The sequence below is a fragment of the Sphingobium sp. CCH11-B1 genome (assembly GCF_001556865.1).
Classification (GTDB): domain Bacteria; phylum Pseudomonadota; class Alphaproteobacteria; order Sphingomonadales; family Sphingomonadaceae; genus Sphingobium.
Genome location: NZ_LSJY01000053.1, coordinates 1 through 14,975 on the forward strand (window position 1 = coordinate 1; position 14,975 = coordinate 14,975).

At 66.8% G+C, this 14,975-nt stretch carries 14 protein-coding genes; 10 read left to right on the top strand and 4 right to left on the bottom strand.

The window, feature by feature from the left end; all coding sequences use genetic code 11:
- The 4 genes from AX724_RS05825 to AX724_RS05840 all read left to right on the top strand — a co-directional run.
- A partial coding sequence (locus AX724_RS05825; RefSeq protein ID WP_231736500.1) for an RsmB/NOP family class I SAM-dependent RNA methyltransferase occupies positions 1–1,283 on the top strand: 1,283 nt, incomplete at its 5' end.
- Between the two features lie 31 nt (positions 1,284–1,314).
- Positions 1,315–1,806 carry a diguanylate cyclase gene (locus AX724_RS05830; RefSeq protein WP_066764303.1) on the top strand — a complete coding sequence of 164 codons (492 nt, stop codon included), beginning with the start codon at positions 1,315–1,317 and terminating at the stop codon, positions 1,804–1,806.
- An 89-nt stretch (positions 1,807–1,895) separates the two neighbouring features.
- Positions 1,896–2,558 (top strand): ribulose-phosphate 3-epimerase, encoded by a 663-nt coding sequence (gene rpe / locus AX724_RS05835; protein ID WP_066764305.1) that lies wholly within the window; start codon positions 1,896–1,898, stop codon positions 2,556–2,558.
- Positions 2,555–4,321: a heparinase II/III family protein gene (locus AX724_RS05840; RefSeq protein WP_066764307.1), complete on the top strand. Its 1,767-nt coding sequence runs from the start codon at positions 2,555–2,557 to the stop codon at positions 4,319–4,321. The genes rpe and AX724_RS05840 overlap by 4 nt, the downstream gene beginning before the upstream one ends.
- An 11-nt stretch (positions 4,322–4,332) precedes the next feature.
- Here the strand turns inward: AX724_RS05840 and AX724_RS05845 are convergent, their stop codons facing one another.
- Complete coding sequence (locus AX724_RS05845; RefSeq protein ID WP_066764309.1) at positions 4,333–4,914, bottom strand: hypothetical protein; 582 nt, start codon at positions 4,912–4,914, stop codon at positions 4,333–4,335.
- A gap of 188 nt (positions 4,915–5,102) precedes the next feature.
- Here AX724_RS05845 and purH point away from each other — a divergent pair, with 188 nt between their 5' ends.
- The 5 genes from purH (at position 5,103) to AX724_RS05870 (ending at position 11,188) form a co-directional block, all read left to right on the top strand.
- Positions 5,103–6,692, top strand: coding sequence for a bifunctional phosphoribosylaminoimidazolecarboxamide formyltransferase/IMP cyclohydrolase (purH, locus tag AX724_RS05850; RefSeq protein WP_066764311.1), 1,590 nt, complete (start codon positions 5,103–5,105; stop codon positions 6,690–6,692).
- Positions 6,693–6,937: 245 nt separating this feature from the next.
- On the top strand, positions 6,938–7,270 hold the full coding sequence (locus tag AX724_RS05855) for a UrcA family protein (RefSeq protein WP_066764313.1): 333 nt from the start codon (positions 6,938–6,940) through the stop codon (positions 7,268–7,270).
- A gap of 157 nt (positions 7,271–7,427) precedes the next feature.
- Positions 7,428–8,966 carry an NAD(P)/FAD-dependent oxidoreductase gene (locus AX724_RS05860; protein ID WP_066764315.1) on the top strand — a complete coding sequence of 513 codons (1,539 nt, stop codon included), beginning with the start codon at positions 7,428–7,430 and terminating at the stop codon, positions 8,964–8,966.
- 4 nt (positions 8,967–8,970) lie between these two features.
- Entirely contained in the window at positions 8,971–9,396 is a 426-nt protein-coding gene (locus AX724_RS05865; protein ID WP_066764316.1) for a GtrA family protein, read from the top strand.
- Positions 9,374–11,188, top strand: a complete 1,815-nt coding sequence (locus AX724_RS05870) for a hypothetical protein (RefSeq protein ID WP_231736502.1) — start codon at positions 9,374–9,376, stop codon at positions 11,186–11,188. The genes AX724_RS05865 and AX724_RS05870 overlap by 23 nt, the downstream gene beginning before the upstream one ends.
- Here the strand turns inward: AX724_RS05870 and msrB are convergent.
- From msrB to AX724_RS05885, 3 genes are read right to left on the bottom strand one after another with little or no spacing between them, the layout of a single operon-like run.
- A complete protein-coding gene (msrB, locus tag AX724_RS05875) occupies positions 11,175–11,651 on the bottom strand; it encodes a peptide-methionine (R)-S-oxide reductase MsrB (protein WP_066764322.1) in 477 nt (158 codons plus the stop codon). The two genes, AX724_RS05870 and msrB, sit on opposite strands and share 14 nt — an antisense overlap.
- A gap of 18 nt (positions 11,652–11,669) precedes the next feature.
- Complete coding sequence (locus AX724_RS05880) at positions 11,670–12,860, bottom strand: ABC transporter permease (protein WP_066764324.1); 1,191 nt, start codon at positions 12,858–12,860, stop codon at positions 11,670–11,672.
- The gene (locus AX724_RS05885; RefSeq protein ID WP_066764390.1) at positions 12,857–13,834 is read right to left on the bottom strand and encodes an ABC transporter ATP-binding protein; all 978 of its coding nucleotides are present in this window, start codon (positions 13,832–13,834) and stop codon (positions 12,857–12,859) included. The genes AX724_RS05880 and AX724_RS05885 overlap by 4 nt, the downstream gene beginning before the upstream one ends.
- 22 nt (positions 13,835–13,856) lie before the next feature.
- Here AX724_RS05885 and queG point away from each other — a divergent pair, with 22 nt between their 5' ends.
- Positions 13,857–14,906 carry a tRNA epoxyqueuosine(34) reductase QueG gene (gene queG / locus AX724_RS05890; RefSeq protein WP_066764325.1) on the top strand — a complete coding sequence of 350 codons (1,050 nt, stop codon included), beginning with the start codon at positions 13,857–13,859 and terminating at the stop codon, positions 14,904–14,906.
- The last annotated feature ends 69 nt before the right edge of the window (positions 14,907–14,975 follow it).

The window sequence follows — 14,975 nt, forward strand, 5'->3', positions numbered from 1 at the left end:
CCGACGATGTCCCCGGCCTGCCCGCCCGCCGCGCGGCGCTCCGTCTGCTCGACGCGGTGCTGCGCCGGGGCGAGCCGCTCGAACTGGCGCTGCATGGCGCGACGCAGGGCCTGCCTCCGGCCGACCGGGCGCTGACCCACGCCATCGCGGCGGAAGTGCTGCGCCACCTGCCCGATCTCGACACCCTGATCGACAGCGCGACCCGCCAGATCCTGCCGCCCGACGCCAAGGCCCGAATGGTGCTGCGCATCGCGCTCGCCCAGACGCTGAAGCTCGATACGCCGCCGCATGCCGCCATCGCCACCGCCTTGCCGCTGGTGGACGGCGGCCCGCGCAAGCTGGTCCATGGCGTGTTCGGCACGCTGACCCGCGGCGCGCCAGACCTGCCCGATCCGCCGACCCTGCCCGTCGGTGTCGCGCACCGCTGGGCGGCGCAATGGGGCGACGCTATGCCGCAGGCGGCTGCCCACGCCTACGGGCAGCGTCCTCCTATCGATATCAGCCTGCGCAACCCCGAACAAACGGCGAAATGGGCGGAGACTTTGGGCGGCACGTCTTTCGCCCCCGGCCATGTCCGCCTGCCGTCCCATGCCGATCAGGGGAATGTCGCCATCCCCGACCTGCCAGGCTTTGCCGAAGGCGCATGGTGGGTGCAGGACGTCGCCGCTTCCTGCGCGGCGCGGCTGCTGGGCGCGGGCGAGGGACGCACGGTGCTCGATCTGTGCGCCGCACCGGGCGGCAAGACGATGCAGCTGGCGGCGGCTGGCTGGCGTGTGACCGCGCTCGACCAGTCGAAGAAGCGGCTGGAACGGCTGTCGGACAATCTGACCCGCACCGGCCTGACGGCGGAAGTCGTGCAGGCCGACCTGCGGGCCTGGCGGCCAGACGCGCCAGTGCACGCGATCCTGCTGGATGCCCCCTGTACGGCCACCGGCATCTATCGTCGCCATCCCGACGTGCTGCACCGCATCGGGCCGCGCCAGATCGCGGAGCTGGCGGAGCTTCAGGCCGATCTGCTCGCCCGCGCGGCGGACTGGCTCGCACCGGGGGGCCGCCTTGTCTACGCGACCTGTTCGCTGGAACGGGCGGAGGGCGAGGAGCAGGGCGCGCAATTCCTGGCCTCCCATCCCGATTTCGCGCTCCTCCCCACGACCGCAGAAGAACTCCCCGCAGGCATCCTGCCCACGCCGGACGGCTGGCTTCGCACCCTTCCCGATACGCTGGCGGACGCAGGTGGGACGGACGGCTTCTTCATCGCCCGCCTCGTCAAAAATGCGAACTGACTTTTAATTATGTTCGCGGCATAAGGCGGTCATGCGCCCGATCGAGCCCTTGCCTCTCCATCATAGCTGGCCGCTCTATGCATTGCGCGAACATCTCGCGCCCGTCCTGCTGGACCCCAGCATCGCGCGCAATGACGAGGCGCTGGCGGAACGCGGCCTTGGTCTGTGGCAATGCGACCTTGCGGACAACAGCCTCAGCTGGACCGCCGGCGTCTACGACCTGTTCGGGCTGGAACGGGACAGCCCCGTGCCCCGCGACCTCGCCGTCTCCCTCTATGCACCAGACTCGCGTGCGGCGATGGAAAGGTTGCGCGCCTATGCCATCCGGCACCGGCGAGGCTTCACGCTGGACGTCGACATCGACCAGGCCGACGGGGCGGGCCGCTGCGCCATGCGCCTGATTGCCGCGCCCGTGCTGAACAGTCAGGGCGCTGCGGTCGGCCTGCAGGGCGTCAAGCAGTTGCTCCCCCGCGGCGCATCCGCCTCTACCGGGCTGGACCCCACCATTTTCGTCATGCTTTGAACGGCTTGCGCGTCGTCACCCGGCGGCGCGCGACTCGCCTGCAAATCCCCGTTGCCCTGTGCCCCGGCGGCGACTAAGGCGAACGGTTAATGACCTCTTCCATCCTCATATCGCCGTCCATCCTGTCCGCCGACTTCGCCCGCTTGGGCGAGGAAGTGCGCGCCATCGACGAGGCAGGGTGCGACTGGGTCCATATCGACGTCATGGACGGCCATTTCGTGCCCAACATCACGATCGGCCCCATGGTGGTAAAGGCGCTGCGCCCCCACACGAAAAAGCCGTTCGACGTTCATCTGATGATCTCGCCGGTGGACCTCTATCTCGATGCCTTCGCGGCTGCGGGAGCGGACATCATCACTGTCCATCCGGAAGCCGGGCCGCACATCCACCGCACCGTGCAGCATATCAAGTCGCTGGGCGTACAGGCGGGCGTGGTGCTCAACCCCGGCACCCCCGCCAAGATGCTGGATTATCTGATCGACGATGTCGACCTGATCCTGATCATGAGCGTCAATCCGGGCTTTGGCGGACAGAGTTTCATCGACAACCAACTGCGCAAGATCGAGGCGTGCCGCAAGATGATCGACAAGTCGGGCCGCGACATCCGGCTCCAGGTCGACGGCGGCATCGACCTCGTCACCGCGCCGAAGGCGATCGCGGCGGGCGCGGATGTGCTGGTCGCGGGCACCGCCACTTTCCGCGGCGGCCCTTCCGCCTATGCTGACAATATCCGGAAGCTGCGGGGCGGGTGAACGAGATCCGCCGCCTCCCCGCCCGCAAGGGCCAGACGCTTGCCGCCGAACCGGAAGAGGACGGCATCGAGCAGGGCAAGCGGCTCATCCGCGTCGCGGATGACAAGGGTCTGTCGCTGACGCAGCGGATCGCCAACCAATTCTACCTGCTCAGTTGGAAGACGCCGATCCACGGCCGCCGGCTCAAGGGGAAATATCCGCTCAAGCTGCTCGCCGTGCCCGACGACCAGGTGCCGGGCGATCCGCGCGCGGGTGCGGCGATCCGGGCGGGCTATTTCCTCTTCCGCGGGCAGAAACTGCCCATCGAGACGCTCGACTTTACCAGGCTGTCGGTCAGCCCCGCCTTTGCAAGCTATCTGCACGGCTTCCGCTGGCTGCGCGACCTCGCCGCCAGCGCCAGCCGCGAACAGGGCGCGCCGATCGCCGAAGCGGTGATGCGCAAATGGCTCGACGCGCACCATGAAACGCCCAGCGAGCCCGCCTGGCGCGCCGACAATGCCGGCTGGCGGCTGTTGTTCTGGACTGCGCACGCGCCGCTCATCCTCTCCTCCAGCGACCTTGTCTATCGTTCGCTGGTGCTGAATTGCATCGCCCGCACTGCCCGACACCTGGACCGCAGCGCCGACAAGGCGCCGATGGGCCTGCCGCGCCTGACGGCATGGAGCGGGATCCTGGCCGCCGCGCTGCTGATCCCTGGTGGCGAGGCGCGCCGCCTGTTCGGCGAAGCGGGCCTCAAGCGCGCGATCGACAGCGGCATCCACGCCGATGGCGGCATCGTGTCGCGATCCCCGCTGGCGCAGATGGAGGCGGTAATGCTGCTATCCATGTTGCGCGCCGTCTACGACGTGCGGCGCGAAAGCCCGCCCGCCTGCCTGACCGACGCGCTGGCCCGCGTCGTTCCGGCGCTTCTGGGCCTCACCCATGGCGACGGGGGCCTTGCCAGCTGGCAAGGCGCAGGCGCAATCGATCCGCAATCGGTACAGGCGGTGGTGCAGGCGAGCCGCGTGCGCGCCCGGCCGCTGCGGCAAGCACGCGACTGGGGCTATCAGCGGATGGTCGCGGGCAACACCATCGTCCAGGTCGATGCCGCCCCACCTCCCGTTGCGCGCCTGGCCGAAGCCGGCTGCGCATCCACAGGCGGACTCGAGATCAGCGACGGGCCGCTCCGGCTGATCGTCAGTTGCGGCGGCGCGGCGCTGGAGGGGGCGTGGGTGCCGCGCGAACTGGCGCAGGGGCTGCGCACCACGGCGGCGCACAGCACGCTGGTTCTGGCGGACAGCAATTCCACCGCCCTCTTGCCTGACGGCACGCTGGGCAAGGGCGTGACCGAAGTGGAGCTGACCCGGCAGGAGCTGGACAATGGCAGCCGGCTCGACATCAGCCATGACGGCTATGTCCGCCGTATGGGCTATGTCCACCGCCGCCTGCTGATGCTGAGTGGCGACGGCCGGGAAGTGCGGGGGGAGGACATGCTGACCCCGGCCGAGCGGCGCCGGAAGCCGCAGCGCCAGCCGGTCCAGATCCGTTTCCACCTCGCGCCCGGCGTCGAACCGACGCTGACCGCCGACAATCAGGGCGCGGTACTGCGCGTCGACACCGGCGCGCTCTGGCAGTTCCGCGCGGGCGCAGGGTTGTTGACGGTCGAGGAAAGCCTTTGGGTCGACGGCGACGGCCGCCCTCATCCGACGCGGCAACTCGTCGTCAGCGCAGAGGCGTTGCCCGGCGGATCGTCAATCGGCTGGCTGTTCAAGCGCATGGGGTGAAGGCGGCGGGCCTACCGGTCGGCGGCGCTCGCGACCGCCACCGGCGCACCCTCGGCGGCATAGCGGAAGCGCAAATCACTGTTGAGCTGTCCGTTCACTACCGTCCCGGCGGGAATATAGCCGCTGGTGCCATGGATCAGGAAGCCGAGTGAGGTCAGGAACAGCATCGTCCCGATGGACGCCGCCGTGCCGCTTTTTCCCTCGTCATAGCCCGAGCCGGTCAGGCGCGCTGGACCATAGGGTGTCATGACTTCGACCAGCTGGATTTCGATCTTTCCCTTGCGCCCGAAATGGCCGTTGCGCTGCGTCATGGCGACCTCGGCAAATGCGGGAGACCCTGCCGGGATAATGGTCTGGTGACCGAAGACGATCGGCTCCGCCACTTCCAACCGAATGCGCTCGCCCGGCAGATTGTCCTTGGACGAGATTTGCGCCGTCGTGCGCAACATGATCGGCGTGCCCGCCGGCAGAACATAGCGCGGGCCAGGAGCGGTCGCTGCTTCGGGCGCCGCGAAATAATAGATATTCTGCGCCTGCGCGGGCGCGCAGATGAAGATCGCCGTGGCGATGGCCCATGCGTTTGTTCGGATCATGCGGTGCTCCCTTTCCCCGCCTCATTGCCTAGACAGAGGGAATGAAGAAGCAGTGCCACAACAAGGTTAACGCGGCGCGACCAGCTTCCGCCCGCGGTCAGCGCAGGCGGGACTGTATTTTTGCGCGCTCCGGCACTAAGGGACCGCGCGACACCGTCCTGCCCCTCGCCCAAGGAAAGTCCAACTCAATGACCGACGTCCGTATCAAGCGCGCCCTCCTGTCCGTGTCCGACAAGGCCGGCCTCATCGAACTGGGCCAGGCGCTTGCGACCCATGGCGTGGAATTGGTGTCGACCGGCGGCACGGCCAAAGCACTGCGCGATGCGGGTCTTTCGGTGAAAGACATTTCCGACCTCACCGGCTTTCCCGAGATGATGGACGGCCGCGTCAAGACGCTGCATCCAAAGGTCCATGGCGGCCTGCTCGCCGTGCGCGACAACCCGGAGCATGTCGCCTCGATGCACGAGCATGAGATCGGCGCGATCGATCTGGTCGTCGTCAATCTCTACCCCTTCGCCGCCACCGTCGCCAAGGGCGCGGAGCGGGAGGAAATCATCGAGAATATCGACATTGGCGGTCCGTCGATGGTCCGTTCGGCGGCGAAGAACCATGAAAGCGTCGCCATCGTCACCGATCCGGCCGATTATGCCCGGCTGATCGCGGAGATGGGGGAGAAGGCGGGGGCGACCAGCTATGATTTCCGCCGGATGCTGGCAGCTAAGGCCTATGCGGCAACGGCCGCCTATGATTCGATGATCGCCAGCTGGTTCGCTTTCGCCGATCAGGGCGCGATATTCCCCGAAACGCTGGCGGTGTCGAGCAAGCTGGGCGCGACGCTGCGCTATGGCGAGAACCCGCATCAGTCGGCCGCGCTCTATTTGCCTGTCGGCCCCTCAGCAAAGGGTATCGCCCAGGCGCAGCAGGTCCAGGGCAAGGAACTCAGCTACAATAATTACAACGACGCCGACGCCGCGCTGGAGCTGGTCAGCGAATTCCGCGACGGCCCGCCGACCGTGGTGATCGTCAAGCACGCCAATCCGTGCGGCGTCGCCACCGGCGAGACGCTGATCGAGGCCTATGAAGCCGCGCTCGCCTGCGACAGCGTGTCGGCCTTCGGTGGCATCATCGCGGTCAACCGGCCGCTCGATGGCCCTACCGCCGAAGCGATCAGCGGCATCTTCACCGAAGTCGTCGCCGCGCCCGACGCCGACGAGGAGGCCAAGGCGATCTTTGCCAAGAAGAAGAATCTGCGCCTGCTGCTGACCGGCGACCTGCCCGATCCCGCCCGTGCTGGCCTGCAGATCAAGAGCATCGCCGGGGGCATGCTGGTGCAGAGCCGCGACAATGGCCGCGTCACCCGCGACCAGCTGAAAGTCGTGACCAAGCGCGCACCGACCGAGCAGGAACTTGGCGACTGCCTCTTCGCCTGGACTGTCGCCAAGCATGTGAAGTCGAACGCCATTGTCTATGCCAGGGATGGCAGCACGGCGGGCGTGGGCGCAGGCCAGATGAACCGCCTCGAATCCGCGCGCATCGCCGCCTGGAAGGCAAAGGATGCAGCGGAAAAGGCAGGCTGGACGGAGCCGCGCACTATCGGCTCCGCCGTCGCCTCCGACGCCTTCTTCCCCTTCGCTGACGGCCTGCTCGCGGCGGTGGAGGCCGGCGCAACAGCGGTGATTCAGCCCGGCGGATCGATTCGCGACGAGGAAGTGATCGCCGCCGCCGATGAGGCGGGCCTCGCGATGGTCTTCACCGGAATGCGCCATTTCCGCCACTGATCGCATCAGCCGCGCGCGAAATTGACGCTACGACCGGGCCGCCGTGGACGAACGGTCGGCCCGGTTTTGCGTTAAGGCATTGTACGGTCACGATATTCATTGTTCGCACCTGCAAAACCGCAGAAAACCGCCATTTTTTACCAAGTGGCCTCTTTTCATCGACACCCTGTCCACTTATTTAGGTCGGGACCCTGCTTCCACGGCAGATGTGGGGCACCACTTCTCGTTCGACAGGAGATATTTGGATGACCAAGAAGACCCTCGCGGTGCTGGCTGCCTCAATGGCTCTCGCCCTCCCCGGCCTCGCCAGCGCAGGCAGCAGCGACATGGACGTCATCGTCGACGGTAACACCGGCGCGCAAACCCGCTCCATCGCCGTGTCCGTGGCTGACCTGAACCTTGCCAGTGACAGCGGCCTGCGCCGCGCCGACTATCGGCTGGTCCGCGCCTCGAAGCAGGTGTGCGGCTATGTCAATGGCTCGATCCTGCCGGTGACGAACGACTATCGCAACTGCTATGGCAGCGCGATCCAGGGCGCCCGCGCGGATCTCAACACGCTGGCGCAGCGCCTAGGCTGACCGCCCGTCACTCCGCTCAATCGCCAGGGGCCGCTCCAGATCATGGGGCGGCCCTTTGCTTTGTCAGGCGCACTCCATGCTTACCAGCCATTAACCACTCCTTAGAGGATTTCCTTCATTCCCCGATTACGAACGACCGCCTGGGGATCCGCCTGAAATGCCGCATAGCTATAACAGCGTCGACGTTGCCATTATCGGCGCCGGCCCCGCCGGACTCACTGCCGCCTATCTCCTCACGAAGCAGGGCTACAGCGTCACGGTGATCGAGAAGGATCCGGTCTATGTTGGCGGCATCAGCCGAACCGTGGAACTCAATGGCTTCCGTTTCGACATTGGCGGGCATCGCTTCTTTTCCAAGTCGCAACAGGTGGTCGATCTCTGGAACGAGATCCTGCCGGACGATTTCATCCAGCGCCCGCGCATGAGCCGCATCTATTATGAAGGCAGCTATTACAGCTATCCGCTGCGCGCGTTCGAGGCGCTGTGGAACCTGGGCGTCTGGCGCTCGACCCTCTGCATGGCAAGCTTCGCGAAGGCGAAGCTGTTCCCAAACCGCAACGTCCGCTCCTTCCAGGACTGGACCGTCAACGCCTTCGGCCACAAGCTTTTCTCTATCTTCTTCAAGACATATACCGAAAAAGTGTGGGGCATGCCCTGCGACGAGATGTCGGCCGACTGGGCAGCGCAGCGGATCAAGGGCCTGTCGCTCTGGGGCGCGGTCAAGGATGGCCTCAAGCGCAGCCTCGGTCTCAACAAACGTCCCAATGACGGCATGGCGACCAAGACGCTGCTGGAAACGTTCCGCTATCCGCGCCTTGGCCCCGGCATGATGTGGGAAGCCGCGCGCGACCGGGTGGTCGAGGGCGGCAACCATGTGCTGATGGCGCACAGGTTCAATCGCCTGGAGGAGGATCAGGCAACCGGCCGCTGGCGGCTGATCGCGGACGGCCCCGAAGGCGAGGTGGCGATCGACGCCGGCCACGTTATTTCGTCCGCACCGATGCGCGAACTTGCGGCGCGCATCCATCCGCTTCCCGCGACGCTGCCGCAGGCAATGGATCTCAAATATCGCGATTTCCTGACCGTCGCCCTGATGGTGAAGGGAGAGGATATCTTTCCCGATAACTGGATCTACATCCACGATCCCAAGGTGCTGGTCGGCCGCATCCAGAATTTCCGCAGCTGGTCGCCTGAAATGGTGCCGGACCCCAGCCTCGCCTGCGTCGGCCTTGAATATTTCTGTTTCGAAGGGGATGGCCTCTGGGCCTCTTCCGACGCCGATCTGGTCGCGCTCGCGACGAAGGAGATGGCGGCGCTCGGCCTCTGCAACCCGGACGATGTCGTGGGCGGCGCAGTGGTGCGGCAGGAAAAGGCCTACCCAGTTTACGACGACGCCTATGCCGCCAATGTTCAGGCGATGCGGACCGAACTGGAAGCGCGCTATCCCACGCTTCATATGGTCGGGCGCAACGGCATGCACCGCTATAACAATCAGGATCACGCAATGATGACGGCGATGCTGACCGTGCGCAACATCGTGGCGGGCCACCGCGTCCATGACGTGTGGCAGGTCAATGAGGACGCCGAATATCATGAGGCGGGCGACGAAGGCCAGATCGGCGACGGGCAAGAGGCCGATACGCAGGCCGCGCTTGGCAGCGTCCGCGCCGTTCCGGCCCGATTGAAGGCCGCCTGATCCGATGGGCGCGCGGCCGATCGCCGCGGCGCGTAGCCTGACCGGCCTGGCAGCGCGGCCAATGCTGGCCCGCTACCTGCTGGTCAGCCTCTGTGCGCTGTGCGCGGACACCCTGCTCTTCCTCGCGCTTTCGGATCGGCTGCTGCCGCCCGGCGGGGCTGCCTGCGCTGGCTATCTGTTCGGCATCCTGGTCCATTGGGCGCTGTCCGTGCGCTTCGTCTTCCACGATCGGATATCGGGCCGCGCCAACCATGCCCAGCGCCTCAGCTTCGCACTCAGCGCGCTGCTCGGCCTCGGTGTCACGGTGGGCATCGTCAGCCTCGCCACCCAGACGGGCCTTCCCGCCGCGCCGGCCAAGGCTATCGCCGTGATCGCCAGCTTCACCCTCGTCTATCTGGTACGCAAGCATGTCGTCTTCGCTGCGTCCTGAAAGAGCCGCAGCGGCGGACCGGTTCCCCAACATGGCCCGGCTCGCCCTTCTTGCCTGGCTGATCTGCTGCGCGGCGATGACCATGCACTATGCCTGGCCATTCACGGACCTGCGCTTCTTCGACACGGATGACGCACTGCGGCTGGAACAGGTGCGCGCCCTTCTTGCCGGCCAGTCCTGGTTCGACGTGACGCAACATCGCGTCAATCCGCCCCTGGGCGGGCCGATGCATTGGTCGCGGATTGTCGACCTGCCGATCGCCGCGTTCATCCTGTTGGCACGGCCACTGGTCGGACCGTCCGGCGCGGAACTGTTCGCGACAATCGCGGTGCCACTACTGCTGCTGGGTGGCCTCGTCATCGCAACCTGGGTCGCCGGCAGGCGCATCGGCGGTAGCCGTTCCACCGCGTTGCTGGGCGTCCTGCTACTGCTCACCGCTCCTTCCATCCTGGTCCAGTTCCAACCGTTCCGCATCGACCATCATGGCTGGCAAATCATGCTGGGGGCCATCGCCACCTGCGGTCTGTTCGATACCCGGCCGCGACGTGGCGGGACGCTGATCGGCGTCGCGCTCGCAGCGTGGCTCTGCATTTCCAGCGAAGCGCTGCCCTATGTCGCCCTGTTCCTGTCGGCGCTCGGCATTCAGCACCTTCTGTCTGCGCGTGATAGCGGCCGGCTGGTTGGCGCGGCGGCAACGCTGGGCGTTGCGAGCCTGCTGTTGTCGCTCGCGACGCGCGGCGTGACGCCATTGCGCAGCGTGCAATGCGACGCGCTGTCGGTGCCCTATCTCTTCCCCCTGCTGGCGCTGGCGATCTCTCTCCCTCTCGCCCATGCTGTCCTCGGCGCATCGGACTGGCGCCGCCGCCTGACCGCCGCCGGCCTTGGCGCAGGCAGCGCCCTTGTGGCGCTCGCGCTGTCCGGCGGCCCCTGCCTGTCGGGCGACCCGTTCCAGAGCCTCGGCCCACTTGCCTACCGCGTCTGGTACATGGCCATCATGGAAGGGCGGCCGGTCTGGGAACAGGATGTGTCGCGCATGGGCGTCATCATCATCCCCTCCGTCTTCGGTCTTGCCGCGACGCTAGCCGCCGCCTTCGCCCACCGCCAGGATCGCCCTGCCCTTCTACGCTGGCTGCTGCTCGCGTTGCTGCTGGCCGGATCGACCGGCGTGGCGGCCCTGGTGATGCGCGCGCTGTCCATGGCGCACTGGCTGGCGATTCCTGGCACGGCCTGGCTCATCCTCACCCTCTTCGCCCGGGTGCAGGCATCCTCGTCCGCCATCGCCCGCGTGCTGGGATCGGTCAGCCTCGCGCTGCTCACCCCGTTCGGACTCAGCATCCTGTGGGTCGGCGCGGTCACACTGTTCGAAACGCCAGAGGAAGCAGCCGCCGAGCAGAAGATTCTCGCCTGCCAGCCCGGCATGGCGATGCGCGACGTCGCGGCGCTGCCGCCGTCGATGCTGTTCTCGCCACTCGACATCGGCCCCACGATCCTGGTGCGCACCGGCCACCGGATCGTGGCCACCGGCCATCATCGCAACGCTGTCGGTATCACCACCGTCATTCGCGGCTTCACCGCCCCGCCTGCGCAGGCACGGACGATCGTGGCCAGCGTCAATGGCGGGAAGGGCGCGGATTATCTGCTGACCTGCGACGATCTTGGGGAATATCGCGGTTATGTGAAGCTCGCGCCTAACGGCCTCGCCGCTCGTCTCGCCCGCGGACAGGTTCCCGCCTGGCTCCAGCCCCTTCCGGGCAAGGGCCCGCTGCACATCTATCGTGTCAAGCGGGACTGAAGCGCATCGCCACACCGTTCATGCAGTAGCGCAGACCGGTGGGCTTGGGCCCATCGTCGAACACATGGCCCAGATGGCCGCCGCAACGCGCGCAATGCACTTCCGTTCGGGCATAGCCCAGCGCAAAGTCCCTGCTCGTCCCCACCGCCTTGGGCAGGGGTTGCCAGAAGCTCGGCCATCCGGTGCCGCTGTCGAACTTGGTGGTCGAACTGAACAGCGGCTGGTCGCACCCTGCGCAGTGGAACAGGCCCTTGCGATGCTCTTCGTTGAGCGGGCTGCTACCTGGATATTCCGTCGCTTCCTGCCGCAGCACCTTATACGCCCAAGGGCTGAGCTTCTTCCGCCATTCGGCATCGCTCAGCTTGTAGGGATAGGCCGCTTCCGCCTCGCCGGGCAGCATCTGCCAGAGGGCAAGGCCAGCAACGCCGCCACCAAGGGCCGTCAGGAAATGCCTACGGTTCATCGGCGTCTCCTACGCGCTTCAGCCTGTCGCCGGCCTGAACAGGTTCTTCCACCACCGCCCGCCCGACTGCATCACATGCCGGCGGAACAGCAACACGCCGACGCGGATGATGAGCGCCACGAAAGCCGCCTGCCACAGCAGCGCCAGCAGGTGTGGCCACAGCGCGGCGTCCTGGCCGGCGCGCGCGATCATGGCGAAGGGCGAACTCCATGGGAAAATGCACGCCGCCACCTCCGCCGGCGATCCCATATGGTCGACGGCGTAGCTCGCGAAGAAGAAGATCAGCATCTGTCCCATGGTGATGGGCATGTTGAGCGTCTGCACCTCGCGCACCGTCGCCGCCTGCGCACCGATCCCCAGGAACAGCGATCCGAGCAGCGTATAGGCCATTGCGAAATAGAGGACGGCCAGGATCAGGAATGCAGGCCAGCCCACCGCGGGCGCGGGCAGCGCGGCGGGCTGCCCTCCCAGCGCCGCGAACACGACGAAGGCCGTCCCGCCCCAGAAGGCGATACCCACGAAGCTCATCGCCAGCATCGCCATCAGCTTCCCGAGGAAGATCGCGTCGATGGGCACCGCAGCAGCAAGTATCTCGATGATCTTGTTGGTCTTTTCTTCGACCAAATTGGACAGGATCATGCCCGCCAGCAAGATGGTGAGGAAGAACATCACCACCTGCGCGATCCGGCCGATCAGCAATCGCCCCTGCGACTGCGCACCCTGGCTGGTCGCTACCTCCTGCCGCTCCACCGGTACGAATCGCAGCGTCCGTTCGGCAAGCGCGGCGGTGGCCATCAGGCTGACGTCGCCCTGCAGCCGGTCGATATCCTCCGCCTTGCCGGTCAGCACCGGCCGGGCGAGCGAGCCGGTCAGGATCGCCACCGCCTGCGCGTCGGGCCGGGCAAGCTGCGCGCGCGGATCGGCGGTGGGCGGCATCAGCCGGATGCGCGCCAGCGCCTTGTCCCCCATCCGCTCCGCCAGCCGTTCGCGAGCGCGGCCGATCGCCACATTGTCCTGCGCCGACAGGGCGACGCCCAACACAGGGCGCAGGTCGGTGCTCGATATCCGTTCCCCCAGGCCCCCAAAAGCGAACCCGATCAGGATGGGCAATAACGGTCCCAAAAGGAACAGGATGAAGGTGCGCGACAGTACCACCGCGCTGAAATCCCGCCGCGCGATGACGAAGGCGGCGCGCGCCAATTCCCTCATGCCGCCGCCTCCTCGTTCCCTGCCGCGTCCATCGCCCGCGCCGCATCCGCGCCCGCGATCGCAACGAAGGCGTCGTGCAGCCCCGGTCGTTCGATCGACAGGCTTTCTATCCCCGCATGCCCCTCGATCAGTTCGCGCAGCAGCGGTTCGATCCCGCCATCGGGCAGGGCGAAATGCCAGCTGCCGTCCTGCGCCAGCGTGTCGACGGGCAGCGCGCGCCGCCACGCCCCGTCGCTCGCCCGGGTGCGCAGCCGCACCTGCGATCTCAGCCGGTCGCGTGCCTGCGCAGGCGTACCCTCGAAGCGGATGCGCCCGCCCGCGACGATGGCGATGCGCTCGCACAATCGCTCCGCATGAGCGATGACATGGGTGGAAAAGAGGATCGTTACCCCCGCCCGTGCTCGGTCGCGGATCAGCGCCTCCAGCTTTTCCTGGTTGATCGCATCCAGCCCGGAAAAGGGTTCGTCCAGCACGATGAGCCTGGGATCGTGGACGAGCGTGCCGAACAGCTGCACCGTCTGCGCCATGCCCTTGGACAGCTGGCGGATCGGCTTGTCGATCGCGCCGCCCAGTCCATGTCCTTCGAGCATAGCCTTCGCCCGGCGCCGCCCTTCCGCCAGTGGCAGCCCACGCAGCGCACCCATGAAGGCGATCGCCTCGAATGCCTTCATGGATGGATAGAGGCCCCGCTCTTCGGGCAGATAGCCGACCTGACGCGCCATGCGCAGCGGCCGCGCGTCCCCCAGCAGGGTCCTGTGCCCCTCGTCCGGATCGACGATGCCCAACAGCGTGCGCAGCAGCGTCGTCTTGCCCGCGCCATTGGGGCCAAGCACGCCATAGATCGACCCCACCGGCACTGCGATGTCGATGCCGTCCACCGCCCGGAAAGCGCCGAACGACTTGACAAGGCCATGGCCTTCCACGGCATAGCCGGAATATGGGGCGGGCGTGAGGGCCGGTGTGTCAGCGATCATGCCGCCCTGATAATGTGGACCCATGGCCATGCCTACAGAAACCTTGGAGCAGCGCCTGAAGGCGCAGGCCAGTGCGCTCGGCTTCGCAGCCTGCCGCATCGCGCGCGCCGACGCCGCTCCGCTTGCGGGGGAAAGGCTGCGCGCCTGGCTTCAGGCCGGCCATCATGGCGACATGCTGTGGATGGAAGAACGCGCCGAACAGCGGGCCTCTCCCAAGGGCCTGTGGCCCGACGTGCGCAGCGTTATCATGTTGGGCATGAGCTATGCGCCGGGCCGCGATCCGCTGGCGCTGGCGGACGTGCCCGACCGGGGGCGCATCTCCGTCTATGCGCAGGGCAAGGATTATCACGATACGGTGAAGAAGGGGCTGAAGGGTCTCGCCCGCTGGCTGGTCGAGCAGCAGCCCGGCAGCCTCAAGGTTTTCGTGGACACCGCCCCCGTCATGGAAAAACCGCTGGCGCAGGGGGCCGGGCTGGGCTGGCAGGGCAAGCACAGCAATCTCGTCAACCGCGACCATGGCAGCTGGCTGTTCCTGGGCGCAATCTACACCGAATTGGCGCTGACCCCCGACGCGCCGGAGCAGGACCATTGCGGCAGCTGCACCGCGTGCCAAACGGCCTGCCCGACCAACGCCTTCCCTGCGCCCTACATGGTCGATGCGCGCCGCTGCATCTCTTACCTCACCATCGAACATAAGGGGCCGATCCCGCACGATCTGCGCCCCGGCATCGGCAACCGCATCTATGGCTGCGACGATTGCCTGGCGGTCTGCCCCTGGAACAAGTTCGCCCAAACCGCCGCCGCCAACCGCGCCTTCATTGGCCGGGCGGAGCTTGCCGCGCCCGCGCTCGCCGATCTGCTCGACCTTGATGACGCGGGGTTCCGCGAGATTTTCTCCGGCTCCCCGATCAAGCGCATCGGCCGCGACCGCATGGTCCGCAACGCCGCCATCGCCGCGGGCAACAGCGGCGATCCGGCTCTTCTCCCCCACCTGCGCGCGCTGGCGGACGATCCTGCTCCGGTGGTGGCCGAAGCGGCGCAATGGGCGATCGAACGGCTGACGGACCGGTGAGGCAATGTGCCGGCGTCCCGTCAGCTTGGCCATGAGCCGGGGTTACGGGAAAGATCGGCCACAACGCCA

What these genes read in the sequence shown, in the direction of transcription:
- queG (WP_066764325.1), top strand. Translation starts at nt 13,857, where the DNA reads ATGGCCATGCCTACAGAAACCTTGGAGCAGCGCCTGAAGGCGCAGGCC.
- purH (WP_066764311.1), top strand. Translation starts at nt 5,103, where the DNA reads ATGACCGACGTCCGTATCAAGCGCGCCCTCCTGTCCGTGTCCGACAAG.
- msrB (WP_066764322.1), bottom strand. Translation starts at nt 11,651, where the DNA reads ATGAACCGTAGGCATTTCCTGACGGCCCTTGGTGGCGGCGTTGCTGGC.
- AX724_RS05865 (WP_066764316.1), top strand. Translation starts at nt 8,971, where the DNA reads ATGGGCGCGCGGCCGATCGCCGCGGCGCGTAGCCTGACCGGCCTGGCA.
- rpe (WP_066764305.1), top strand. Translation starts at nt 1,896, where the DNA reads ATGACCTCTTCCATCCTCATATCGCCGTCCATCCTGTCCGCCGACTTC.
- AX724_RS05885 (WP_066764390.1), bottom strand. Translation starts at nt 13,834, where the DNA reads ATGATCGCTGACACACCGGCCCTCACGCCCGCCCCATATTCCGGCTAT.
- AX724_RS05870 (WP_231736502.1), top strand. Translation starts at nt 9,374, where the DNA reads ATGTCGTCTTCGCTGCGTCCTGAAAGAGCCGCAGCGGCGGACCGGTTC.
- AX724_RS05830 (WP_066764303.1), top strand. Translation starts at nt 1,315, where the DNA reads ATGCGCCCGATCGAGCCCTTGCCTCTCCATCATAGCTGGCCGCTCTAT.
- AX724_RS05855 (WP_066764313.1), top strand. Translation starts at nt 6,938, where the DNA reads ATGACCAAGAAGACCCTCGCGGTGCTGGCTGCCTCAATGGCTCTCGCC.
- AX724_RS05880 (WP_066764324.1), bottom strand. Translation starts at nt 12,860, where the DNA reads ATGAGGGAATTGGCGCGCGCCGCCTTCGTCATCGCGCGGCGGGATTTC.
- AX724_RS05845 (WP_066764309.1), bottom strand. Translation starts at nt 4,914, where the DNA reads ATGATCCGAACAAACGCATGGGCCATCGCCACGGCGATCTTCATCTGC.
- AX724_RS05860 (WP_066764315.1), top strand. Translation starts at nt 7,428, where the DNA reads ATGCCGCATAGCTATAACAGCGTCGACGTTGCCATTATCGGCGCCGGC.